Origin of the sequence: Fundicoccus culcitae, from assembly GCF_024661895.1 — a bacterium.
GTDB classification, from domain to species: domain Bacteria; phylum Bacillota; class Bacilli; order Lactobacillales; family Aerococcaceae; genus Fundicoccus_A; species Fundicoccus_A culcitae.
On sequence record NZ_CP102453.1, the window covers coordinates 3,183,763 to 3,209,652 of the forward strand.

Consider the following 25,890-nt stretch of genomic DNA (forward strand, 5'->3'; position numbering starts at 1 on the left):
CTCGTACAGTCAATTGGGGAATAGGCTGTGCCTGGTTGAAATACGGGTTCTTGATTTCCCGCCTATGATAAAAAAAGCATCATGAGGATGGATAGTATTATTTGCTTATTGTATTTAGAATTTCATGTTTTAATATGTCAATTGCTTCCCTTTTTTTAGGAGAAGTAACTTCTCGCGTTACCATATAACACTCCCAAATAGGGGGTTCAACTTCGAAAGTTAACACTTTAAGATCGTATTCTTCAGCATAATGATGTGCGATCATCTTTGGAATAATTATCCAAAATTCCTTTTCATCAAAAAAATTACTTGCTAGTGATAAAGTGTTTACCATTAAAAGAGGTTCAATATTGACTTCAAACCATTTATTATGCCAAGTATAGAAATTTTGTCCCCAACCCGATAAATCGCCATCTGCTTTTATCATTATTTCAAGCTGTGGATTTAATTGATTGGGATGAATCGAAGTTAAATCAGGGTACATACTTTTAGGCGTCATGACAACCATGATATCTTCAAACAATTTTTCTGAAAGCAAATCAGGGAACTTCAAGTAATACAATAAAAAAGCCACATCAATAAATTTTTGATTGATTAAAGTGTATAAATTGTTAGTGTTAGCTAAGCGTAAGCTAAATTTAAACTGATCTTCTTTATGCATTAATTGTTTATAAATTGGAATCAATGCATGTTTATAAAAACTATCAGTGGCTCCTACCGTTAATTTGAAAGTACTACTTTTTAACTCACTGATTTCATCGACTTCTTTCCACAAATCTCCCATTTTTTTTGTTATTTTCGCTAATTCTTCACCTTCTTTTGTTAAGGTAGTTATTTTTGAACCTTTTTGACGCTCAATGAGCAGCATGTCTAATTCATCTTCTATTGCTTTTAAACGAGCACCAACGGTCGAAGGAGACATGAATAATTCATTGGCGGCATGGGTGATATTATTTTGAGCAACAATCGTATTAAAAATCTCTATATCCCGTCTATCCACTGCTTTGCATCCTTTCTCGTTTTAGTTTATTTTACCATTTAAACAACTAATTCCCAAGATTCTTGTGATTTAACCTTGAAAAATCCCGCTTTTATTTGGAATAGAATTTGATTATATTATACCTATCGATGAAATCGCATTCAAATACTGAAGAGAGGAATGTTAAATAAATTAAGGATTAAAATAAAACTAATGCGATCGAATCGGCAAAAGTTCAATTTCAAAAATGTTATGTTTGATAGAAAAATTAAAATGAGGGATACACTATGCAGAATGAAGAAAAAAAAATATCTGTTTTTCAATCAGTTTTATTACTTGTTATTGTTATGGCGATGATCTTATGGTCCGTAAGTGTCAATATTAATATTGTTTTACCGTTGTTATTTGGTTGGGGTGTTGTCTATATTTTTACGATAATTAACAAAAAGGATTTTACTGTTATCTTTAATGCGGGATTAGACTCTTTACGAAAAGCCGCTGGTGCAATGATTTTGATTATGGTTGTCGGGGTTTTAGTGAGTGCCTTTATTTCTGCTGGAACACTTCAATCATTTATTTATTATGGATTACGACTAATTCATCCTAGTTACTTCCTTATTGGTAGCTTTATTATTTTATCACTTATGACAATGGCCATTGGTACAACTTTTGGTTCCGTTGCTTCAGTCGGAATTGCCATTATGGGGATTGGTCGAGTGTTAGGTATACCTGATGGATTAACAGCTGCAACCATACTTAGTGGTGCTCAATTTGGTAATAGACTGACACCGATTGCAGATACACCTATTTTAACCTCTACATTAACAGGTGGAGATATGTTCAAACATATAAAATATCAATTATGGACTGCAGTCCCAAGTGCAATTATCCCTTTGATTATTTATTATTTTCTAGGTATGCAATATGGAGGTAATGATTTTGATTCACCGATTGTTAGTGAAGTATTAAGTGTATTAGAGGCAAATACAAATATCTCAGTAATTACTTTACTGCCATTTGTCGTTTTAATTGGCTTGATGGCTGCTAAAGTACAAGCCATTCCTTCAGTATTAGGTGGGATAGTCACGGCAGCCTTAATTGCTTATTTTTACCAAGGTGAAGACCTCGTTTCTATTTTACGTCCAATGTTAAGTGGTCATCAAGTTGAAACAGGCAACTATATCGTTAATCAATTATTAAACCAAGGTGGTTTATATTCGATGACATCTTCTGTTTTTACCATAATCGTCGCCGTGATTTTTGGTGGTATGATTGAAAAATTAGGCGTAATCAATAGTATTCTATCACCAATTGTTCCAAAATTAAAAACCAGAACCAGCTTAACTGCTATGGTAATTTTAACAGAATATTTTGTAAATATGGCTGCTTCAGCTTCCCATTTAGGCCATATTATTACAGCGGAATTTTTTGTGCCAATATTTAAAGAAAGAAATGAAGCCCCTGAAATGTTATCAAGAGCTATGGCTGACGGGATGAGTGGATCGATGTTTTTCCCTTGGCATAATATGACCATCTTTTTCACTGGGGTATTAGGTGTAACTTGGGGTCAATACATGCCTTATATGTATATGATTTATTTGATCCCTATTTTCAATATCCTTTCTGCCAAAACCGGAATTGGATGGTTAGAAAAAGAACAAGAAGATACAGTAATAATAAAAGGAGAGGAAGCTCTTAATGAAACAGTATGATTTTGAAACAGTCGAGCCACGTTATGACGTTTGTGCAGGCAAATGGTCTGAAATTGAAGAATATTTTCCAGATAGACCTAAAGATATTATCCCATTTTCAGTGGCTGATATGGAATTACCAATTGCACCAGAGATTTCAGAGGGACTGATAGAATATATAAAAAAATACCCCCTTGGTTATGCTAATGTAACACCAGAATTTAATGATTCTATTCAAGCGTGGATTGATAGAAGACATAATTGGTCAATTTCAACTGAATGGATCGTGCCTGTCCGTGGAGTTATACCTGGTTTTAAATTAGCTGTACAAGCCTATACAAAAGTTAATGAAGGTGTCATTCTAATGACGCCGGTCTATTATCCTATGTATTCAGCGATTGAAGGTAATAATCGGAAAATTGTTGCATGCCCGCTCATCAATAAGCAATATCAATACGAAATTGATTTTGATTTATTAGAAAAATTAGCCAAAGATGACAATAATACGATGTTACTCTTTTGTAGCCCACATAATCCAGGTGGTCGCGTATGGACAAAGGATGAGTTAGCACGTGTTGCGGAAATTTGTATTGAAAATAATGTGTTAATTTGTTCTGATGAAGTACATTTTGACTTAACCGCTCCAGGTGTTACCCATCATATTTTTGCCAGTTTATCTGAAGAAGTCGCTAATCATTCTGTCATATTGACTGCTCCTAGTAAAAGTTTTAATGTGGCTGGTTTAGAGTCCGCCTATGCAATCATTCCTAATGAAATATTACGAGATCAATTTATCGAAGCTAATCTTAAAGTATTTAATTCCAATCGGGTTGTTAGCTTAGGGTTTGAAGCTACAAGATTAGCATATACGGAAGGGGAAGCTTGGTTTGACCAAGTAAAACAATTAATTGATAAAAATCATAAAATAGTCATTGAATTTTTTGAAAAAGAAATTCCAACGATTAAATGTATGGATTTACAGGGAACCTATTTATTATGGATGGATTTTTCTGGGTTAGGTATTGAGGATGAGGTACTAACACCCTTATTGAAAAAGGAAGCAAAATTATTTTTTGATGATGGATTGATGTTTGGTGAAGAAGGGCGTGGCTATCAACGTTGGAATTTAGCTGCCCCTACAAAGTACATCGAAGAAGCTCTGTTACGATTAAAAGACACAATCACAAAATTATAAGATAAATTATTGGAGATGATTAAATGAGTACAAATGTTAAGGAAAAAATCGCACAGTATGAAGATTATCTAATAAATACCCGTAGATATTTACATGAAAATCCAGAAATTTCTGGGGTTGAGTTTGAAACAGCTGCTTTTTTAAAAATGAAATTGAAAAATTAAATGTCGATTTTGAAATTCATGAAGCATCCACAACAGGTTTTATTGCTATATTAGATACGGGTCGTCCCGGGAAAACAGTTGGGTTAAGGACAGATATTGATGCTTTGCCTGTTCAAGAAACATTAGACAATATGAAACAACCTAAGAAAGTGATTTCTAAAAAAGATGGTGTTATGCATGCTTGTGGTCATGATGGACATATGGCCATGTTACTTACAAGTATGAAAATTTTAGTGGATGATATCGATCAATTAAAGGGTAGAATTATCTTTATTTTTGAGGAAGGTGAGGAAAGAGGTACGGGTATTAATGGCATGGTAGAACTTTTATCAAATTATAAAATTGATGGAATCTTCGGCATTCATCTAGCCGCTTTTTTAGATACAGGATTAGTATCTATGGATGCAGGTCCAGTAATGGCTGGTTCAGCACGAATAAATATGACTTTTTATGGAAAATCAGGCCATGCTTCACGTCCTGATCACGCAAACAATCCAATTTTCCCAGCAGCACAATTTATTAACAACTTAGCATCAGCCTTTGTCAATCAATTAGATGTAACAAAAACAGTCACTTTAGGTATTGGTCAAATACATGCAGGAACGGCAGATAATATTATTCCAGCCGAGGCGTTAGTTGGAGGCTCCATGCGCTTTTTCGATAATGCGGAAGGTCAAAAAGCTTATGATCTAATGAATAATATGGCGCAACATATTGCTGAGGCGCATAATTGTACCGCTAAGAAAAATCCTTACCAATATATTTCAACTTGGCCTGTAATTAATGATGAGAAGTTAGCCTTATTAGCACAAAATGGATTAACAAAAGTATATCCGGATGCCCTTACACACGATGTTACTTGGTATGCAGGTGAATCTTTTTATAAATATAGCGAAGTAGCACCGACCGTTTTTGCCTTTGTTGGTATAAAAAATGAAGATGAAGGTATGACGGCCGACCATCATAATGAAAAATTTGAAATTGATGAAAATGGACTCAAGTACGGTGTTGCTGCAGCTACTCAATTTGCTATTGATTTGCTAAACGAATAAGTAAATAACCAACTGTACACCACAAAAAAAGGTACGAATCTCATTTATTGAGATTCGTACCTTTTTGTTTTTAATTATGGAGATGAGGAGAGTCGAACTCCTGTCCAAATACCTCGCCACTTACAAATCTACGTCAATAGTTTATCGATTTAAAGTTTAGCTTGCATCTAGCTGATAAACGAGCATCAATGGTTGCGAGTCTGGTAATCTCTCCACTAGTTTGCAGACGGAAAACTAATGTGTATCCCACTTAATTTGAGACCAGGATCCGAGCACATGGGCGATGCCGGGCTGATCTTTGCAAGCAGTTTTTAGGCTGCTAAAGCAAAATTATTGTTTGTTTTTTCTGCAGTTATATTTAACTGTAGCGTTTTTAGGAAGTCGCTGCCTTCCTGACGCATCATAAGCTCGAACAATACCTGTCGAAACCATGACATCCCCGATATGGTTTCATTATAACATGGGTTTGATTAAATGTCAAACAAGGTCAAGTTTTTAAAACAGTCAATCCCATTAATTAACTAAATTTTGTGGTTGATTGTTAATAAAAGCCTTAACGTTTTCAAAAACAATTTGTGCTCTTAAAAGCATGGCTTCATCCGTTAAGTATCCAATATGTGGGGTTAATACAATATTTTTAGCATTTAATAAAGGGTAATCACTTGCTAATGGCGGTTCATTATCAAACACATCGATTCCAGCCCCGGCAATTAAGCCATCATTTAAGGTGTCGGCTAAAGCTTGATTGTCGATAATCGGACCACGCGCTACATTGATTAAAATAGCTGACTTTTTCATTAGGGCAAGTTTTTCAGCATTAATTAGATACTTTGTGGCATCATTTAAAGGTAAGTGGATGGAAATAATATCACTTTCTTTTAGCACGTCATCGAGTTCTTTGTAAACAATGCCTAAATCTAAAGCCTCTTGTTGTTGGGAACGATTATAAGCTATGACTTTAGCTCCGAAAGCTTTAAAAAGTTTAGCCGTTGCTAATCCAATTTCACCTAAACCGACAATACCGACGGTCTTACCATGAATTTCTTTTCCTTGGATTAGGCCAGGAAAATCATTTGCTTGACGAATATCTTTATCACCTTGGGTGATTGAACGATATACGGCCATCGTAAGTCCAATCGACAATTCTGCTACCGCTTGAGTAGCATAGCCAGAGGCGTTAGCGACCTTAATAGCATTTTCAGTCGCAAAAGCTACATCCACATGATCCGTTCCTGTAAACGCAACGTTAATTAATTTTAAATTTTTAGCCTTTTGGAAAGCCTCTTTAGGGTAGGGTGTATTAGCAACAATGACGATATCAGCATCATCGGTACGTTTTGCCAGTTCAGCGACATCAACCGTTCTTTCAGCATAGCTAATAAATTGATGGCCTTGTTCAACTAATGGTTTAGCAAAGATTTCAATGCTTTCTGCCGCAACCCTTAGTGGTTCTAATAATACAATTTTCATTGGTCTATCTATCCTTTATTTTAAATATTATTTTTCATCAGGATCAACTGAAGCATCATCAGCAATTTCAGCAAAATGATCAACTTGATTATAAGCTAATAACTCGAAATGGCCCTCAATATATTTTACAATAGTAACAGATGCATTTTTTAAGGGCTCTGTTTCACTAAAATCAGCCACTAAGCCTTCTAATAAATTCCGAATGGTCATCCCATGACTGACCACTAAAATATTTTTATCGGTAGCAGCGTGACGTTGTAACAATTCAATTAAACCTGCTTCCACTCGAGTCCAAAAATCGGCGTAGTTTTCCGCATTATTATAAGGATCTAGTTCGCTTACGGTATTCATAAAAAATTGAATCTTATGACGATCGCCAGCAGGTAAATCATGTTGTTTGGTTACATATTCATCGATTTGATCCCAAAGAACTTTTGATGGTAATCCTTCGTAGTAACCAAAATGAACTTCACGAAAAGCCTTCATTGGGACAATCGTTAAATCATCAGCATAATTATTTTCTGAAAGAATAATTTCGGCGGTATCAATCGTCCGCATTAAATCACTTGAATAGACAGCATCAAATTCAACATCGGCTAACCCCATTCCGCTACGATGAACATCCACTTCACCGCGGTCTGTTAGAGGAGCATTGGCCCATCCCTGTACACGCTCCATAAAGTTAAGATAAGTTTCACCATGTCTTACAAAATAAAAAGTAACACCTTTTGTCATATTTTGCCTCCTAAGTCATTTATACGTCTATTATACCTATCTCAAATAGAACTGTCTAAAGTTTTTAGTTTCTATAAATTTCAATTAAAAAATGAAGTTAAGATGCAATTTTAACGTAGTTATGTTAAATTTAGATAGTTAATATTAATGAAGGAGGGAACAAGCTTGGAGTTGGAGCAACCTTCAATTACGTCCCGTTTGTTAAAAACCTTTAAAGTAAATAACCAGCAACTTAAATTTGGAAGTTATGCCGCTGAGTTATCTTTTTATATTATTTGGGCGATTATACCTATTATGTTAGCTTTGGCTAATGTGATTGCTATTTTACCTATTTCGGAAGCAGAGATAATGCAAGTACTCAGTCGGGCTTTACCTGACGAAGTGGGTAGTGTGTTAATCCCCCTATTAGAATCCTATTTAACAGGAACTAGCACAGGTGTCTTTTCACTGGGGTTAATTATTTCTTTATGGCCAGCATCCAATGTTTTTAATACACTCCAAAGAGTGCTTAACACGGTGTATAAAGTTGAAAAGAGTCCCAACTTTATCTTAAAAAGAGCTTTTGCCTATGTATTTACGTTAGCCATTGTCTTTGTAGTGGCTGTTTTTTCTTTAGTTATGATATTTGGTGAATATATTATTAATTTTTTAAGTGAGACATTTAATGTAAGGTTTCTAGCCATTGATTTTCTGTTAGAGCAAGGATGGTTAATCGGTCTTATTAGTTTCTTCATCATATTAGTTATTATTTATTATTTTATACCAAATGTTAATTGGCCGATTAAATATAGTATTCCAGGTGCCTTGGTGGCAATGGTAGGCTTTCTATTAGTTTCACAATTATTTACACTATATTTAGCCTTTTCTAGTAACAGTACAAGTAATAGCACGATTGGTGTGTTAATTATTGTTGTTATTTGGCTATACTTTAATTCGATGGTCATTGCCATCGGTGCCTATGTGAATGTGTTTTATCATGATTTTAAAGAAAAAAGCTATTGGAAATTGGTTGAAGAGACGACGCATTACAATAGTTTTGCTTCTTACAGTGATAATTTCAGACAACATAGTAGTTTAATGCCGGGTTTAAAATATAGAATTGGTTTTGAAAGTGTTTCACCAGATTTATCGCATTCGTTAAATGAAAAGGAGAGAAGCGAATGAATACAGCTAGACGTCGACAATCTTATGACAACCGAATCGATTATGGAATTATTTTAAGTGTCATTTTATTAGCAATTATTGGTATCATAAGTGTCTATTCAACCACCACATTAATTGAAGGATCAGATATCCGGCCGACTTTATTACATGCTTTATGGTATGGGGTAGGAGCGATTGCCGTCATTGTAGTCATACAATTTGATAGTGAACAGTATTGGAAACTATCGACTTATTTATATGGATTTGGGATTTTGCTACTGATCGCTGTTTTACTATTCTATGACCGGGAAATGGCGGCGTTAACGGGGGCAGAGTCTTGGTTTAGAATTGGTGAATTCACTTTTCAACCCTCAGAAGTTTTTAAACCTGCCTATATTGTGTTTCTTGCTCGTGTTGTGACTGAACACAACAACCGTTATACCAATCGTACACTTAAGTCTGATTGGATATTAATTGGTAAAATAATGCTTTTTGCTTTACCGCCAGTTATACTGATTCAAATGCAAAATGACTTAGGTACGAATTTAGTTATCATTGCTATTACAGCGGGTGTCATTTTAGTATCAGGCGTTTCTTGGAAGATTTTAGTTCCTGGTGTTTTGTTCGTTACAATCTTAGGCGGTGGTCTCATATATTTAGCGGTCTTTCAAAGAGACTTGCTTTTATCGACTGGCCTTTTCCAACCTTATCAACTAGATCGGATTGATTCTTGGATTAATCCATTTGGCGACACCCAAGGGAATGCCTACCAGTTGGTTCAAAGTATTATGGCCATTGGATCGGGACAATTATATGGTAAAGGTTTAGGTGTTTCAGAAGTCAGTGTACCTGTACGTGAATCGGATTTTATTTTCACAACGATTGGTGAAAATTTTGGTTTTTTAGGTGGAGCTATTTTACTTTTAATTTATTTTGTCCTTATTTATCAGATGGTACAAACCTGTTTTGAAACGCAAAATGAATTTTATACTTATATTGCCACAGGTGTTATCTCGATGATTTTATTTCATATTGTTGAAAATATAGGGATGACAATTGGACTACTTCCTATAACGGGAGTACCCTTACCCTTCATTTCGCAAGGGGGTTCAGCGCTATTAAGTAATATGATTGGTGTTGGGCTAATTCTATCGATGCGATACCACCATCAAAGTTATATGTTTACTGATAATGAAACTTATTAAGAAAGTAGGGAAAAGAATGAGAAAAACGATCAATCAATTATGGATTGAAAAAGATGGGGATTCGTATACTATTGGTATGACCGATGATTTGCAGTTTGACGCAGGGGATATTTCATATGTAAGTATCGCTAATGAAGGACCCATTGAAATGGATGAAACCTTATTAAATATCGAAGCTTCTAAAGCAGCCATTGAAGTACCATCGCCACTGGCTGGCACCATTTTTGCACGTAATAGTGCAGCAGAAGATGAACCCGCCTTATTAAGTTCAAAAAATACCGCAGAACATTGGATTGTAAAAATGAATCAAGTAGATGAAGCAACATGGAATCAATTAGAATCAGATAAAGCTTAAAAATAAACCATTATACACTTATAACCGTTATTGGTTAACAAATGGTGTATAATGGTTTATCCTTTTTTCTAGCGTAATGCTTTAGACAATTCGGCACGTTCCACTAAATTTTGGAAGATTTTTAGACTTTGCTCGTTGCTTAATGCATTGAGTTCAGGATGCCATTGGATTCCTACAATACTTTGTTCTTTATCAACGGATTCGATGGCTTCTATGACATTGTCTCTACTCCAAGCGGTAACTTCTAAACCATTACCTAAATCATTTATCGCTTGATGATGATATGAATTGACATAATCACCTGAATTCATAATATTAGATAGGATTGAATTTTTCTTCACTTGAATAGAATGTGTAACAAATTCTGATTTAGTTTTTTGAACATGTTGTATGGTAATGCTTTGATCTTCACTTAAATCTTGATAAAGTGTACCACCTAAAACAACATTAATTAATTGTAAACCACGGCAAACACCTAAAATAGGTTTCTTTTGATGGACGGCTTCTTTGAATAAAGCTATTTCAAATTCATCACGCATGGGAGAAGTGCGGCCAATCACTTTGCGTGGTTCTTCACCATACAACATCGGTGAAACGTCTTCGCCACCCGTTAAGATTAAGGCATCAACCATTGATATATATTCCTTAACATACTCTTTGTCGCCTAAAGGTATTATGATAGGTGCTCCTCCAGCTTTAAGAATTGATTGAGTGAACCCTTGAGGTGAGTAGTTAACATTAAAATATTCGTAATCTAAATCATTAATGGTAATAATATTACCAGTGACTCCTATGATTGGAAGCATTCAATTGACTCCTTTCAAGAAAATAATTATTGTAGTATAGTATATTGTAACCACTGAAAAAAGCAAATAAATCTTAAATATAACAAAATACTTAAATATAAGGAGGTCAGCGTGGAGTATCAAAAAGTAATTCAAGAAATTAAACGCGGTCAAATTCAACCGCTTTATTTTGTGTATGGTTCTGAGCAATACTTAAGGCAATCTTTTATCGATCAATTACTAAATCAACTGGATGATAGCACAGAATTAGATATAAGTCGATTTGATTATGATGAAGTGTCAATGGATTTAATTCTAGATGAAGCCGAAATGTTTTCCTTTTTCTCTGACTATCGTGTAATTATCGTAAATCAGTTTGAACTATTAACGACAACACCAAATAGTAAAATATCCGACCAAGAAATCAAACGACTTATGGCGTATATCGATGACCCTAATCCTGCTACTTATTTAATTTTTATTCAACATCAAGATAAAATAGATAAACGTAAAAAAATCAGTAAAGCTTTTCAAAAGAAAGTGATGCAGGTTGATGTAACACCGTTAGAAGAAAAAGAAGTCAAATATTTTATACAAACTTATATTAAAGAAGCAAATATCGATATGACACGCGAAGCCCTAACTGAACTTTTACAGCGTGTGGGCTATCAATTGACTCAAACAATGACTGAGCTAAACAAGTTAGCGACTTATGCAAAATCGGGACAACCCATTACGGTACAAACAGTTCGCGCTTTAGTTCCACGAACATTGGAATCGGATGTTTTTGAATTGGTTAATGCTTTAATTGCTAAGCAAGTTGATAAAGCGACTCAAATTTATCAAGATTTACTTCTTTTAAAGAATGAACCAATTGCCTTACATGCCTTGATTGTTTCGCAATTTCGAATTATTATCCAAACAAAAATCTTAGCTCAAAATGGCTTTCAAGCTGCTAGTATTGCCGAACAACTGGCAATCCATCCTTATCGCGTACAATTAGCGTTACAAACGGGAAAATCGATGTCCCTTAAGTCTTTAAGTACTTTTTATCAATCGTTAGTGAAAGCTGATTTACAGATGAAAACCGGTGAAGGACCAAAAGAAATTCATTTTTATATGTTGTTAATTCGCTTAATTCAAATGGCTTAATCACTCAAAGTATCAAAAAAGACGATGTCGGCTGACATCGTCTTTAAAACTTAAATTTAAGCTTTTTGTGTATTTAATAAATGCGTTAAACGTGATTTATCACGTTGAGCTTTATTTTTATGAATTAAACCTTTTGTTGCTGCAGAATCTAATTCTGAAATAGCTGAGCGAAGTAATGCTTGAGCATCACCTTCACCAGTTTCTACCGCTTTACGGTAATTTTTAATTGACGTACGCATTTTTGAAATATGATTACGGTTATGTTCAGTTTTAGTAGCAGTCTGACGGATACGTTTAATCGCTGATGGATTATTAGCCATGTGGCGTCACCTCTTTCTCTTCATTTTGTTAAGCCTATATCTAAACTTAATCAACATTAGACATTATACATGAACTCAGAACTAATATGCAATAAAAAAATGCTATTTACTAAAAAAACAACAAAATACTGGATGGATTTGCGAGAAAACAAATGCCACTCGCAAATAACTATCATAATCTTTACAAAAATTATTAAAATAGTCTATAACAACTAGAGTATCAATAAAAAAAAGAGTATACTATGATTTGCTAATCAGAAAGGAAGATTCTATGCCAGAATTTAAATTAGTATCACCTTATCAACCGAGTGGGGATCAACCTACAGCTATTAATAAATTGGTTGAAGGTATTAAAGCGCATAAACGTGAACAAGTATTGTTAGGTGCGACAGGAACGGGTAAAACTTATACCGTTGCCAATGTTATCCAAGAAGTTCAAAAACCAACACTTGTTTTAGCGCATAATAAAACATTAGCTGGGCAATTGTATAGTGAGTTATTAGAATTCTTTCCTGAAAATTCGGTTGAATATTTTGTTTCTTATTACGATTATTATCAACCTGAAGCCTATGTGCCTGCTTCAGACACCTATATAGAAAAAGAATCAAGTGTTAACGATGAAATTGATAAGTTACGCCATTCGGCATCGTCGGCTTTAATTGAACGGCGTGATGTGATTGTCGTAGCTTCTGTTTCATGTATTTATGGTTTAGTTGACCCTGAAAACTATCGTGAACACGTTCTATCGTTACGTGCTGGACAAGAAATTAGTCGTCAAGAAGTTCTTGCTCGTTTGGTAGAAATGCAATATGTGCGTAATGATATTGATTTTCAACGCGGTACCTTCCGAGTGAGAGGCGATGTCATTGAAGTCTTTTTAGCCTCACGCGATAGAGAAGTAATTCGAATTGAATTTTTTGGTGATGAAATTGAACGCATCCGTGAAGTAGATGTATTGACGGGCGAAATCAAAAATGATGTGGCTCATTATCCAATCTATCCTGCTACTCACTTTGTGGCAAATAATGATCAAATTACGGCGGCAGTCGAATCGATTAGAGCGGAATTAGAAGAACGTTTGGTTGAGTTACGTAATGAAAACAAACTACTCGAGGCACAAAGGTTAGAACAACGAACCAATTACGATATTGAAATGTTGTTAGAAATGGGATATTGTAATGGTATCGAAAACTATTCACGTCATATGGATGGTCGAGCTCCCGGACAAGCGCCCTATACATTGTTGGATTTCTTTCCGGATGATTATCTCATCGTTATCGATGAATCGCATATCACCATGTCGCAAATTAGGGGGATGTATAATGGTGACCGTGCCCGTAAACAACAGTTAGTCGATTACGGATTTCGTTTACCTAGTGCTATCGATAATCGACCCTTGAAGCTCGAAGAATTTGAAGAACGTGTCAATCAAATTTTGTATATTTCAGCTACCCCGGGACCCTACGAACTTGAACATACGCATGGCGAGTACGTTGAACAGATTATACGACCTACAGGCTTATTGGATCCAATTGTTGAAGTTAGACCGATTAAAGGACAAATTGATGATTTGGTGAATGAAATCCATCTGCGTGTTGAATTAGATCAAAGGGTTTTCATAACGACTTTAACGAAGAAAATGTCTGAGGATTTAACGGATTATCTCAAAGAACTCGATATAAAAGTGAAATATTTACATAGTGATATAAAAACATTAGAGCGAACAGAAATTATCCGTGAATTACGTTTAGGGGTGTTTGATGTTTTAGTCGGGATTAACCTACTACGAGAAGGGTTAGACGTTCCTGAAGTATCACTTGTGGCTATCTTAGATGCTGATAAAGAAGGTTTTTTAAGAAGCGAACGTTCTTTAGTTCAAACCATTGGTCGTGCAGCACGTAATGCAGAGGGGAAAGTTATTATGTATGCTGACCATATGACGCAATCAATGGAAAATGCCATCTCAGAAACTAACCGTCGTCGTGAGATTCAACAGGCTTATAATACAGAGCATGGGATTGTTCCAAAAACAATTAAGAAAGACATTCGTGATTCAATTCGTATAACCACTGAAGTCGAATCAGAAGATAAACAAGAGAATATCTTAGTTCAATTCAAACAACTTTCGCGTCTGCAACGTGAAGAAGAATTAGAACGCTTAACGATGGAAATGAAACAATATGCAAAAGATATGAATTTCGAAGCTGCAGCAGATATTCGCGATATCATTATGGAATTAAAAGCGACATATTTTAAGAAAAAATAAATTAGATGTGAAAACGGGGGGTTAAGGATGTCAAAAAAGCGTATTTTAAGTTTTGATGCCTTAAAAGGGATAAGTATTATAGCTATCATCGCATACCATTTGTACCCGCAAATAGTTCCAGGTGGCTTTTTGATGGTTAATACTTTTTTTGTCTTAGCTGGTTTTTTTGTGGGTCGCAAACTTGAATCCATCGAATTGAAGGATAATAAAATTAATTGGAAGGCTGTTTGGCGATATATCAAACAAACGGTTGGACGGATATTTATTCCGCTCTTATGGATGATTATGTTAATCGTTTTTGGTTTATTAATTTTTAATCCACGCGAGTTAACCTATATGCGGACAGAAATTTTAGCGAGTTTATTTTTGGTGAATAACTTCTTCCAAATAAATGCTGAACGCTCATATTTTGTACAGATGACCGATGCCTCGCCTTTTACCCATTTATGGTACAACTCTTTATATATTCAGTTTTTCTTAATTACCATTCCTTTAGTTTTAATCATGAAACGGTTAAAATTTTCTATTCCTTTTAAGGGGATTATCTGGTCAATTATCATTTTATTAAGCCATGCTTTGATCATTTTACAGTATGTGCCAGGCGAAGATCCAACGAATGTCTATTATGGTTTAGGCACACGTTACTCCTCTTTTGCGATTGGTGTGGGTGCCGTCTACTATATTCCTATTATTTTGAATGCATTAAATAGATTTTCTTTTAAGCAATTTATTTATCGTTTTATCTCCATTGTGAGTTTTTTAGTGACGATTGGTTTGATTTTTATGGTAACGGATCAAAGTCCCTTAACATATTACTTTTGGATGCCATTATACTCTATAGCCAATTTCTTATTGATTTTTAGTTTAACTATAAGAGAACCAATTATTTCATGGTTATTGAGTAATCAACTATTAGTGATGATTGGTCAGCGGTCATACTCATTTTATTTATGGTACTATCCAATCATCGTATTCTATATGGGCTATACTAGAGAATATCCATTAGTCTATTTACAAATCGCATCCATTATTACGATTTTTGTGATGGGTGAATTGTTTTACCAATTGGTTGAACAGCCAAAATTTGCGGTTGCATTTGGTCAAGATTTGAACTTTAAAGACAGTTGGCGCAATTTAAAAGCTGCCATTTCACTACGACAATTTAAACCGATGTATTTGTTTCGTAGTTTAGCGGTTTTAGTTTTAATTGGCTTCTTTGCCTTTATTATGATTTTTATCGCTAACGACTATGTGCCTTTAGCTCAATTTGACTTAGAGTATCGCATGCGCCAGCAGATGACCAACGTACAAAATTTACCGTTGCCTGCAGAACAAAAGATGATATCAACATCGTCAATGATTGCTCAGATGGATGATACACTAGGTTCTTATTTCGTTAATGATTTTGAGACGACTGATCGACTCGTCGAACTTCAACGTCAAGCCATTGAAGTAACGCGAAATGAAGCCGTGTTGAGTGACCAAATCGATGAGAATCGTGCTATTTTAGATTCAATCGATGCCGCCAACCCTTTCTACTCTCGCAACTTGTCACCCAAAGAGTTAATCTTTGCGGCTCAAACGCCTGTAACGTTTTTTGGTGATTCCTTAGTCTATATTAGTGCCCCCTATGCTCTCGACTTATTCCAATCAAGCAATGAATTTGGCTATGGTAGTTTACAAATTTATGATGCGACGTCAATTTTAGTTGATTTAATCAATCAAGGTGTTGTTAATGATATTTTGGTCATCAATCTTGGAACGAACGCTTCATTAACAGATGAAGCTATGGTTGACTTGATTGAAGCAGCTGGAAAGAGAGAATTGTTCTTTGTTAATACGAATTCAGCGGTTCAACATATTGAAGAAGTGAATAGTATTATTGCGGATTTTGCTAGTCGTTATGACAACGTCCATGAGATTGATTGGCATAGTTATCAACAAGGACACCCCGAATGGTATACATGGGATGAAATTCATCATAGTGAAGAAGGTAGAGATCAATTTGCGATTTTAGTTGCACGCGAACTCTATAAATTCTACAATTAGTAGCTCTCTAGATATCCGCTTCAAATGGGGCAGGAGATACCAGTGGATATTGCATCGGAAAACTCGTTAAAACTATTGCAATTTGGATATATTTAGTGTAAATTGTATTAGCGTGGTCAAATGTTGCTGTTATGATACCGATGTTTGGTTACCTTACCCATGCTCAGTTTAACGAGTCACCTACGTTTTACTTGGTATGAGGCTTATTAAGAAAGAGGTGAATGAGATGGCATTAACAAAAGCACAAAAGAACGAAATCATTCGTGAATATGCAACTCATGAAGGAGATACAGGTTCACCAGAAGTACAAATTGCTGTACTAACGGCTGAAATCAACTTACTAAATGAGCACCGCAGCGTTCATAAAAAAGATTTTCATTCTTATCGTGGACTAATGAAAAAAGTCGGACATCGTCGTAATCTTTTAGCGTATTTACGTGAAAAAGATGTTCAACGATATCGTGTACTAATTCAACGATTAGGTTTACGTCGTTAATCCAATAAATAGGATGGCCAACGCCATCCTTTTTTCTTATGTATTAAGCTTGTTATGAAAGAAAAAATTTCGGAGACGATACTACTATGCAATTATGAGTTAGTTTACTAACAACTAATTGATACTTGTTTAGTAGTCCTCCGAAAAATAAAAAGGAGCGTAAAAATGGAGAAAAAAGTTTACCACACAACAGTTGGTGGGCGCCCGTTGAGTGTCGAAATTGGTGAATTAGCCAAGCAAGCAAATGGAGCCGTTTTAGTTCGTTATGGGGATACGGTGGTATTATCAGCAGTTGTTGCCTCTAAAAGACCAAGTATGGGGGATTTCTTCCCTTTAACAGTAAACTATATTGAAAAAATGTATGCAGTGGGTAAAGTCCCTGGTGGCTTTATTAAGCGTGAAGGTCGGCCTTCTGAAACAGCTACTTTGACAAGTCGTTTAATTGACCGTCCATTACGTCCTATGTTCCCTGAAGGTGTACGTAATGAAATTCAAGTGACTAATACGGTTTTATCAGTTGACCAAGATCATTCACCTGAAATGGCAGCTATGTTAGGGTCATCTTTAGCCGTTGCTGTATCAGACATTCCTTTTGATGGACCGATTGCCGGCGTAAATGTTGGTCGTGTGAATGGTGAATTAATTATTAACCCTAATGTTGAACAAACAGAAGCATCTGATATTGCTCTAACTGTTGCTGGGACTTCAACAGCTATCAACATGGTTGAAAGTAGTGCAGCAGAAGTATCTGAGGAAGATATGCTTGAAGCCTTGATGTTTGGGCATGAAGCCATTAAAGAACTTAACCAATTCCAAAGTGATATCGTAGCTGAAATTGGTAAAGAAAAATTTGAATTTGTCCTAGCAGAAATCAATCCAGAAATTAATGAACAGGTAAAAGCACTATTCAAAGAACCCATGGTAAAGGCTATTCAAACACAAGAAAAATTAGCCCGCGAAGAAGCCGTCAATGATGTGATGGAAAATGCTATGATTTACTTTGAAGAAAAATATTTATTAGATGCAGATATTGCCAATATCTTAAAAGATGTTAATGCTGCTTTACATGATTTGGAAAAAGATGAAGTTCGTCGTTTAATAACCAAAGAACGTATAAGACCAGACGGGCGTCAAATTGATGAAATTCGACCTTTATCTTCATCGGTAGGTTTATTACCAAGAGTTCATGGTTCCGGATTATTCACGCGTGGACAAACGCAAGTCCTAACAGCAGCTACTTTAGCTCCCTTAGGAGAGCATCAAGTCATTGATGGCTTAGGTAGTGAAGAAGCTAAACGTTTCATACACCATTATAATTTCCCTAATTTTTCAGTAGGTGAAACAGGTCGTACAGGTAGTCCAGGTCGTCGTGAAATCGGGCATGGTGCTTTAGGTGAGCGTGCCTTAAAACAAGTTATTCCAAGTGTTGAAGAGTTTCCTTATACCATTCGTTTAGTCTCAGAAGTTTTAGAATCGAATGGTTCATCTTCGCAAGCCAGTATTTGTGCAGGAACATTAGCCTTAATGGATGCGGGTGTGCCAATCAAGGCTCCTGTTGCTGGTATTGCTATGGGGTTAGTGATGGAAGATGATGACTATACGGTTTTAACCGATATTCAAGGTTTAGAAGACCATTTGGGTGATATGGACTTTAAAGTAGCTGGGACCGCTAAGGGAATTACCGCTTTACAAATGGATATTAAAATTCAAGGAATTACGCGCGAGATTTTAGAAGAAGCGCTTGAACAAGCTCAAAAAGCACGTATGGAGATTTTAGAAGAATTAGTCTCTACCATACCAGAGCCTCGTAAAGAATTAAGTCCTTATGCACCAAAAATTGATATAATGACGATTAATCCAGATAAGATTAAAGTCGTTATCGGTCGTGGTGGCGAAACCATTAATTCAATTATTGATGCAACTGGCGTTAAAATTGATATTGACCAATCAGGTGCAGTTAGCATTGCATCTAATGATCAAGATATGATTAATAAAGCCAAATCCATGATTGAAATGCTCGTTAAGGAAGTTGAAGTTGGCGAAACTTATGAAGGTCCAGTTAAACGCATTGAAAAATTCGGTGCTTTTGTCGAAGTCTTACCCGGCAAAGATGGCTTAGTACATATTTCTGAATTAGAACATCATCGTGTCAATAAAGTTGAAGATGTATTAAAATTAGGTGATATAGTTAAAGTTAAAGTCACTGAAATTGATGATAAGGGACGCATTAATTTATCGCGTAAAGCACTATTACCTCGAGACTAATCGCGATTCATATAACTACCATTCTTTCATATGATGAAGACTCATGATTAAAAAGAGTTTGATTTAGAAAGAATGGTATTTTTGTTTTTTTCAATCAACCTAAACTATGCTATAATAGGCATAATAGATAATACATAAGTATCAGTAAAAAATTAAAATTATATATATTGTAATGAGGTGGAGAATGAGTACGATTAAAATCATTCCTTTAGGAGGCATCCGAGAGGAAGGAAAAAATTTATATGTTGTTGAGGTTAATGAATCAATCTTTGTTTTAGATTGTGGTTTAGTGTACCCTGAAGATGAATTATTAGGTATTGATGTTGTCATTCCTGATTTCACCTACTTAGAAGAAAATGCTGAACGAGTGGTTGGAATTTTTCTAACCCATGGACATGCTGACTCGGTAGGTGCTTTACCGTATTTATTGGCTTCAGTCGATGTTCCCGTGTTTGGGACAGAACTGACCATTGAATTAGCGAGTATTTCTGCACGATCACAAGGATTAGAAGATCGCTTAGAAAATTTCTTTAAAATTGATGAAAATACCGAAATAGAATTTGAAGATGCAACAATTTCGTTTTTTAGAACAACCCATACCATTCCTGACTCGGTTGGGATTGTCGTAAAAACGGATGAAGGTTCGATTGTTTATACAGGGGATTTTAAGTTTGATCCCTCAGCTTCTGAAATGTATCAAACTGATTTTGGACGTTTAACCGACATTGGTGAGTCGGGTGTTTTAGCTTTATTAGCCGATTCAGCTGAAGCTGAAAGTTCGGTAGAAAATGTGAGTGATTTAAAAATCACACAAGAAATTACAGAAACCTTTCGTAATTCATCAGGTCGCGTGATTGTTGGAACAATTGGTAGTAATATTGCACGTATTCAACAAGTTTTTGATGCGGCTTATGAATCAGGTCGTACGTTATTTATTGCGGGTGAAGAATTATATGAAATTGTGGATACTGCGATTCAACTGGATAAAATTGTCTTACCCAGTCGTCGTATTATCGGTCAGTTTGATCAATTAGAGAGTACCGAAGATAATAAGGTAGTCATTTTAGAAACAGGTAGTGCAGGAGAACCCTTGAAGTCTATTCAATCAATGGCTCAAGGTCGACATCCTCAAGTGACAATCAAAGAAGGGGATTTAGTTTATATTACTTCAACACCTTCAATTGCCATGGAAACCTTAGTGGCTCGTACAACGGATATCGTTTATAGCGTGGGTGGCACTGTCAAAGAAATAACGGATAATTTTAAGACATCAGGACATGCTACACCCAATGATTTGAAATTATTAATGAAGTTTATGCAACCCAAATATGTTATTCCCGTTAATGGAGAATATCGTAAATTAGCAGCCCATGGAAAATTAGCCAATGAAGTAGGTATTTCAAATTCCAATGTGTTTATTGCAGCGCTTGGGGATGTCATTGAGTACAAAAATGGTACGATGACGATGACGAAACAAGTACAAGCAGGCGATGTTTTAGTTGATGGGATTGGTGTAGGCGACATTGGTAATGTGGTTTTACGTGACCGTCGTATTTTAAGTGAAGATGGTATTTTCGTTATTGTGGCTACTATTTCACGTCGTTTAGGCCGTGTTTTAGTTGGACCTCAAATCACATCACGTGGTTTTGTTTATATGAAAACAAGTTTAGATCTCATTGAAGCTTGTTCAGATATGACCATCGATATTTTGGAAGAACATTTAGCCAGTGATAACTTCGACTGGAGTAACTTAAAAAGTGATTTAAGAGAAAAGATTGGGAAGTATTTATTTAAAGAAACCAAACGTCGTCCGGTTGTTTTACCAATCATTATGGAAGCATCTAATTATCAATTACCTGAGGAAAGATAAGGAGTGTGATTATGAATCGTAGGACGCGTCAGTTATTAACAGATGCCTTGATTGCGATTGTTTTGAGTACGGTTTTAACTATTATTTTCCATGTTTATGGTTATAACCTTTCATTAGTAACATTGCATCTCGAATGGTCAATTATACCGATTATTTGGTTTGCTTTTCGTCAAGGGCCAGCAGCTACAGTTATGGTTGGGCTCATACAAGGTTTGATCAGTGGCTTGATTATTTGGAATACGACAACCGTTGAAGGTGTTAGCTTGTTTATGTTTTTAGCTCTGTATCAAGTCTTGCCTTATATTAGTTTGGCTGTTGCTGGTTTATTTGCCAAATATACACAAAAAACGTTAAATAATCGTCGGTTATCATCCACTTATTTAAATATTGTGACGGGATCTATTCTAGCGGTATTAGCCTTTTATCTTTTATGCTATGGAATCATCCCTTATGCTTTTGGCGAAATGTCTGAGTTTACCGTGTTGACGAGTCGTTTCTGGATATCGGTAGGAATTATTAGTTTGGTAACCATTATTATTTTATGTATGCTCGCTCGATGGAAGCCCCAAGCAATCATTCCCAAACGTAGCCAATACCTTTCTAGAAAAGAGACTTCTTCATTACTGAATGATTAATGACAATAAATAACACCGCTGATTAACGGGGATTAAGTTAATCAGCGGTGTTATTTATATACTAATCAATGTTGGCAGACACAGTTAGTATTTGTTCGATCGACAGGATAAAACTGCTATTGCGATCGATTTCGGTGAGTACGATACGACGATCAAGGAGAACAGTAGAATCAACCGTTGCGACAATCGTGTGCTGTTTGATTCTATCTTGTTGGTTATAGTATTCAAAATTAATTTTGAGTGGTTTTTGGTTCACATAGTGCTCATGTAATTGTTTTTCGACGAGATATAATGGCATGATGACTTCTTCATTTTGAATCGTTGGTTGTTCGACTAAAAATGGTTCAAAAATTTGATGGACATGTTTAGCAAGCTTTGATTGGGGATAAATTGGCAATTCCATTAAAAGCACTCCTTTATTTGTTGACGAGAACCGAACGGATGTTTGTGTTTTTATTATACGAACATTTGTTCTGTGTGTCAACCGATAAATTTTAAATAATGGTTTTTTATTATTTGCACCTAACTTCAAATAGCGTTATATTAAGACTATTGAAAAAAATTGAGGAGCAAACTATGGTAGAAAAATTATTATCTGACTACACGATTAATCAATGGATAGAGGAAAAACCTATCTTAAAATCAATCAGTCAATTAGAAAATGTGTTTTGGCTAAATCCTGTTAAACCTGATTTTGAATCTGCAATGAACCGCATTCATTTATCAGCCAAAGACGTGCGAGAGGCTGAACAACGTTTAGAACGGTTTGCACCTTTTATCAAGGTGGCTTTCCCTGAAACAGAAGAAAGCAATGGACTAATTGAATCCTCTTTAGATGACATTAGTCGGATAAAAAAAGAACTTGAATTGATTTATGACACTAAGATTCCTGGTAAGCTACTATTAAAGCGAGACGATACCTTACCTATCGCGGGGACGATTAAAGCTCGAGGGGCTATTTATGAAGTGTTAAAACATGCCGAGCATTTAGCCTTAACCGAAGGGCTGCTTGACAGTATCCATGAGGACTATACTCTTTTTGCTTCAGAAGCTTTTAAAGCGTTTTTTAATCAGTATAAATTGGTTGTTGGAACGACAGGAAACCTAGGTATTAGTGTGGGCGTAATGGGTGCAAAACTTGGTTTTAAAGCGACGGTTCATATGTCACATGATGCCAAAAATTGGAAGAAAGAGCTTTTAGCATCGCGTGGTGTTGAAGTTATTGAGCATCCGACAAACTTTACGATGGCCGTTGAACGTGGAAGAAATCAATCTAATGAAGACCCTAGATCTTATTTTGTTGATGATGAACATTCCTTGGACTTATTATTAGGGTATTCAGTAGCTGCAAGGCGTTTAAGCAAACAATTGGATACGCAAAATATTATAGTGGATGAAGAACATCCCTTGTTTGTCTATTTACCATGTGGAATCGGAGGAAGCCCTGGAGGGATTACTTTTGGCTTAAAACAATTATATGGCGATCATGTCCATTGTTTCTTTGCCGAACCAACGCATATGCCGTCGATGTTACTCGGTCTAATAACCCAGGCTTATGATGGTGTTTCAGTTATTGACTTTGAAATTAACGATAAAACGATTATGGATGGTTTAGCAGTACCTAGGACTTCCGGATTTGTTGCCCGCTTACTAGAAAACTTCTTTTCTGGAGGATTTACGATTCAAGAAGAAGAAGCCAATTATTGGCTAGCCCATATGATGGATATCGAGGATATTGCTTTAGAACCCGCTGCATTAGCTGGCTTACCAGGTCCAACTTATTTAATGACTACGCGTCAAGGTCAAGAATACATTAAACAAAATCAGTTGGAGACCTTTATGGAAAATGCGACGCATATTGTTTGGGCAACGGGAGGAAGTATGGTTCCTGAATCCGATCGACAAGTAGTGTATAAAGCGGGTAAAGCCATTGAACCAGAGGTATTTATTAGGAAAAAATAATGATTGGTTTTAGCAAATGTCTATAATATTAATTGTAAGTTAAATATGCGTGATTACAATTGGAAGTCGGCCTTTAGAGTGTTAGAATATAAAGTACAAATTATTTTTGTTGAAGCGAGAGGGGGAGCATTGTGTCAGAAGATAACGACACTGCCTATGAAACACACCATAGAAGTAGAAGTTCAATCCATCAGAATAAAAACGAGAAACGTCGACACAAGAAAAAGAGATTTAGTTTAACGAAGTTTTTATTATTTTTATTTTTAGGCCTTATTGTTGCTGCGGGTATTTATGTCTATAAAATATACGGTGATTTAAGAAATACTTCCGTAGCCATTACAACCTCTAGACCAGAAGAACAAGTTCAAGTTAGACCGGAACCCGTTAATATTGAAAAAGAACAAAAACCCTTTTCTGTCTTACTTTTAGGGATAGATACAGGCGACTTAGGCCGTATTGATCAAGGTCGCTCAGATGTTATGATCGTTGCAACGGTTAATCCGAATACCAATCAAACAACTTTAACAAGTATCCCACGAGATACCTTAACTGAGATTGTGGGTTATGGAACAACGGATAAGATTAATCATGCCTATGCTTTTGGTGGTATGGCTATGGCAGTCAATACGGTACAGAATTTATTAGATATACCTATTGATTTTACAATTACGGTGAATATGAAAGGTTTTTCTGATGTGGTTGATGCAGTAGGTGGTGTAACACTGACACCAACTGTGACATTTGAACAAAGAGGTTATCAGTTTGTTGAAGGTCAAACCATGCATTTGGATGGGGATCAAGCGTTAGCTTACTCACAAAATCGTTATGATACCGGCGGTGATTATGGTAGACAAGAACGGCAACGACAATTAATTGAAGCTTTATTAGCTGAAGTGATTGATTTTAGTTTGCTTTATCGTTACAATGATATTTTAATTTCTTTGGAAGATAATGTTACAACCGATTTAACCTTCGATGAAATAGTAACCCTTTCACGTCATTATACGGGTGCAGCGTCTAATGTCGTTAATTACCAGCTAACGGGTCATGGTGAAATGATTGATGGTATTTATTATGAAATTATCGAAGATGATTCGCTAAATTCAATTTCAAGTCAACTTAAAACACAATTGGAAATTGAAAGTGCATCCTAACCGTATGAGAATTTCCTCATATTTACAATAGTGACTTTCAGAATTTTTAGGACTATGTTAGTATTATAGATATGTTTATGAAATATTTAAGGAGGCCATTATGATTGAAGCGAGAGGGTTATTAATTGTGTTGTCTGGGCCTTCAGGAGTAGGAAAAGGGACTGTTCGATCAGCGATTTTTGAAAATAATCCATTTAACTATGTCTATTCTGTCTCGGCAACGACACGCAAGAAGCGTGAAGGTGAAGTGGATGGAAAAGATTATCATTTTGTTAGTCGTGAAGAATTTGAACAATTAATTCAAGAAGATGCTTTGTTGGAGTATGCAGAGTATGTTGGAAATTACTATGGAACCCCTATTGCCAAAATTGAAGAGAACCTGGCTGCAGGTAAAGATGTATTCTTAGAAATTGAAGTTCAAGGAGCCATGAAAGTCAAACAAAAAATGCCAGAAGGTATTTTTATCTTTTTAGCCCCTCCGAGTTTACAAGAGCTAGAATCGCGCATTACCGGTAGAGGTACAGATGATGCCTCGATTATTTATGAGCGAATGCAGATGGCACGTGAAGAAATTGATTTAATGCAACATTATGATTATGTGGTCGTTAATGATAAAGTTAAGCATGCCGTTGCAAAAATCAATGCCATCATCATGAGTGAACATCTTCGGGTCGAACGTGTTGTTGATCAATTAAAACTTGATATCCATAATTATTTTCAGAAAGTAGGTAATGAATCATGATGTTATACCCATCAATCGATAGCTTATTAGAAAAAGTTCCTTCTAAGTATAGCCTCGTTATATTAGCCAGCAAAAGAGCCCATGAGATGCGTGTGTATAAAAATGAAATCTTAAAAGAATACAAGTCAGTCAAACCCGTTGGAAAAGCTTTGGAAGAGATTGTATCTGGCGATTTAGAAATTAAACAATAGTTTTGAAATTGTAA

General features: G+C 35.7%; 24 protein-coding genes and 1 other RNA gene. 18 read left to right on the top strand and 7 right to left on the bottom strand.

Translation table 11 applies throughout. From position 1 onward, the window contains the following. Positions 1-97 precede the first annotated feature (97 nt). Complete coding sequence (locus NRE15_RS14405; RefSeq protein ID WP_313793559.1) at positions 98-1,000, bottom strand: LysR family transcriptional regulator; 903 nt, start codon at positions 998-1,000, stop codon at positions 98-100. A gap of 266 nt (positions 1,001-1,266) precedes the next feature. Here NRE15_RS14405 and NRE15_RS14410 point away from each other — a divergent pair, with 266 nt between their 5' ends. The 4 genes from NRE15_RS14410 to NRE15_RS14425 are packed head-to-tail and all read left to right on the top strand — an operon-like array spanning position 1,267 to position 5,081. Then, entirely contained in the window at positions 1,267-2,691 is a 1,425-nt protein-coding gene (locus NRE15_RS14410) for a Na+/H+ antiporter NhaC family protein (RefSeq protein WP_313793560.1), read from the top strand. Continuing rightward, complete coding sequence (locus tag NRE15_RS14415) at positions 2,678-3,865, top strand: MalY/PatB family protein (RefSeq protein WP_313793561.1); 1,188 nt, start codon at positions 2,678-2,680, stop codon at positions 3,863-3,865. Before NRE15_RS14410 ends, NRE15_RS14415 begins: the two co-directional genes overlap by 14 nt. Positions 3,866-3,888: 23 nt before the next feature. After that, entirely contained in the window at positions 3,889-4,029 is a 141-nt protein-coding gene (locus NRE15_RS14420; protein ID WP_313793562.1) for a hypothetical protein, read from the top strand. A 47-nt stretch (positions 4,030-4,076) separates the two neighbouring features. Further along, positions 4,077-5,081 (top strand): amidohydrolase, encoded by a 1,005-nt coding sequence (locus NRE15_RS14425; protein WP_313795011.1) that lies wholly within the window; start codon positions 4,077-4,079, stop codon positions 5,079-5,081. Positions 5,082-5,155: 74 nt separating this feature from the next. On the opposite strand, the gene ssrA is transcribed toward NRE15_RS14425, so the two are convergent. The 3 genes from ssrA to NRE15_RS14440 form a co-directional block, all read right to left on the bottom strand. Further along, positions 5,156-5,522: a transfer-messenger RNA gene (gene ssrA / locus NRE15_RS14430) on the bottom strand. A 72-nt stretch (positions 5,523-5,594) separates the two neighbouring features. Beyond that, positions 5,595-6,551, bottom strand: coding sequence for an NAD(P)-dependent oxidoreductase (locus NRE15_RS14435; protein ID WP_313793563.1), 957 nt, complete (start codon positions 6,549-6,551; stop codon positions 5,595-5,597). Positions 6,552-6,578: 27 nt separating this feature from the next. Continuing rightward, the gene (locus tag NRE15_RS14440; protein WP_313793564.1) at positions 6,579-7,286 is read right to left on the bottom strand and encodes a histidine phosphatase family protein; all 708 of its coding nucleotides are present in this window, start codon (positions 7,284-7,286) and stop codon (positions 6,579-6,581) included. Positions 7,287-7,451: 165 nt separating this feature from the next. On the opposite strand from NRE15_RS14440, the gene NRE15_RS14445 reads away from it, so the two are divergent. The 3 genes from NRE15_RS14445 to NRE15_RS14455 are packed head-to-tail and all read left to right on the top strand — an operon-like array spanning position 7,452 to position 9,989. After that, entirely contained in the window at positions 7,452-8,450 is a 999-nt protein-coding gene (locus NRE15_RS14445; protein WP_313793565.1) for a YihY/virulence factor BrkB family protein, read from the top strand. Beyond that, positions 8,447-9,634, top strand: coding sequence for an FtsW/RodA/SpoVE family cell cycle protein (locus NRE15_RS14450; RefSeq protein WP_313793566.1), 1,188 nt, complete (start codon positions 8,447-8,449; stop codon positions 9,632-9,634). Before NRE15_RS14445 ends, NRE15_RS14450 begins: the two co-directional genes overlap by 4 nt. A 16-nt stretch (positions 9,635-9,650) precedes the next feature. After that, positions 9,651-9,989, top strand: a complete 339-nt coding sequence (locus NRE15_RS14455) for a glycine cleavage system protein H (RefSeq protein WP_313793567.1) — start codon at positions 9,651-9,653, stop codon at positions 9,987-9,989. A gap of 68 nt (positions 9,990-10,057) precedes the next feature. On the opposite strand, the gene NRE15_RS14460 is transcribed toward NRE15_RS14455, so the two are convergent. After that, a complete protein-coding gene (locus tag NRE15_RS14460) occupies positions 10,058-10,795 on the bottom strand; it encodes a gamma-glutamyl-gamma-aminobutyrate hydrolase family protein (protein WP_313793568.1) in 738 nt (245 codons plus the stop codon). A 111-nt stretch (positions 10,796-10,906) separates the two neighbouring features. Between NRE15_RS14460 and holA the strand changes: the two genes are divergently transcribed. Next, positions 10,907-11,926: a DNA polymerase III subunit delta gene (gene holA, locus NRE15_RS14465; protein WP_313793569.1), complete on the top strand. Its 1,020-nt coding sequence runs from the start codon at positions 10,907-10,909 to the stop codon at positions 11,924-11,926. 56 nt (positions 11,927-11,982) lie between these two features. Here holA and rpsT read toward each other — a convergent pair whose 3' ends face one another. After that, positions 11,983-12,246 (bottom strand): 30S ribosomal protein S20, encoded by a 264-nt coding sequence (gene rpsT / locus NRE15_RS14470; protein WP_313793570.1) that lies wholly within the window; start codon positions 12,244-12,246, stop codon positions 11,983-11,985. A gap of 271 nt (positions 12,247-12,517) precedes the next feature. On the opposite strand from rpsT, the gene uvrB reads away from it, so the two are divergent. The 6 genes from uvrB (at position 12,518) to NRE15_RS14500 (ending at position 21,827) form a co-directional block, all read left to right on the top strand. Next, positions 12,518-14,512, top strand: a complete 1,995-nt coding sequence (gene uvrB, locus NRE15_RS14475; RefSeq protein WP_313793571.1) for an excinuclease ABC subunit UvrB — start codon at positions 12,518-12,520, stop codon at positions 14,510-14,512. Between the two features lie 27 nt (positions 14,513-14,539). Then, on the top strand, positions 14,540-16,561 hold the full coding sequence (locus tag NRE15_RS14480; protein ID WP_313793572.1) for an acyltransferase family protein: 2,022 nt from the start codon (positions 14,540-14,542) through the stop codon (positions 16,559-16,561). 226 nt (positions 16,562-16,787) lie between these two features. Continuing rightward, positions 16,788-17,057, top strand: coding sequence for a 30S ribosomal protein S15 (gene rpsO, locus NRE15_RS14485; protein WP_313793573.1), 270 nt, complete (start codon positions 16,788-16,790; stop codon positions 17,055-17,057). A 165-nt stretch (positions 17,058-17,222) separates the two neighbouring features. Beyond that, positions 17,223-19,322, top strand: a complete 2,100-nt coding sequence (gene pnp / locus NRE15_RS14490; RefSeq protein ID WP_313793574.1) for a polyribonucleotide nucleotidyltransferase — start codon at positions 17,223-17,225, stop codon at positions 19,320-19,322. Between the two features lie 184 nt (positions 19,323-19,506). Further along, positions 19,507-21,192, top strand: coding sequence for a ribonuclease J (locus tag NRE15_RS14495; protein WP_313793575.1), 1,686 nt, complete (start codon positions 19,507-19,509; stop codon positions 21,190-21,192). Positions 21,193-21,203: 11 nt separating this feature from the next. Beyond that, a complete protein-coding gene (locus tag NRE15_RS14500; RefSeq protein WP_313793576.1) occupies positions 21,204-21,827 on the top strand; it encodes an energy-coupled thiamine transporter ThiT in 624 nt (207 codons plus the stop codon). A 61-nt stretch (positions 21,828-21,888) separates the two neighbouring features. Here the strand turns inward: NRE15_RS14500 and NRE15_RS14505 are convergent, their stop codons facing one another. Further along, positions 21,889-22,230 (bottom strand): hypothetical protein, encoded by a 342-nt coding sequence (locus NRE15_RS14505; protein ID WP_313793577.1) that lies wholly within the window; start codon positions 22,228-22,230, stop codon positions 21,889-21,891. Positions 22,231-22,403: 173 nt separating this feature from the next. On the opposite strand from NRE15_RS14505, the gene NRE15_RS14510 reads away from it, so the two are divergent. The 4 genes from NRE15_RS14510 (at position 22,404) to rpoZ (ending at position 25,876) form a co-directional block, all read left to right on the top strand. After that, a complete protein-coding gene (locus tag NRE15_RS14510) occupies positions 22,404-23,789 on the top strand; it encodes a D-serine ammonia-lyase (protein WP_313793578.1) in 1,386 nt (461 codons plus the stop codon). 131 nt (positions 23,790-23,920) lie between these two features. Then, positions 23,921-24,943 (top strand): LCP family glycopolymer transferase, encoded by a 1,023-nt coding sequence (locus NRE15_RS14515; protein WP_313793579.1) that lies wholly within the window; start codon positions 23,921-23,923, stop codon positions 24,941-24,943. 100 nt (positions 24,944-25,043) lie between these two features. After that, positions 25,044-25,685, top strand: a complete 642-nt coding sequence (gene gmk / locus NRE15_RS14520) for a guanylate kinase (RefSeq protein WP_390887162.1) — start codon at positions 25,044-25,046, stop codon at positions 25,683-25,685. Continuing rightward, a complete protein-coding gene (gene rpoZ / locus NRE15_RS14525) occupies positions 25,682-25,876 on the top strand; it encodes a DNA-directed RNA polymerase subunit omega (RefSeq protein ID WP_313793580.1) in 195 nt (64 codons plus the stop codon). Before gmk ends, rpoZ begins: the two co-directional genes overlap by 4 nt. The last annotated feature ends 14 nt before the right edge of the window (positions 25,877-25,890 follow it).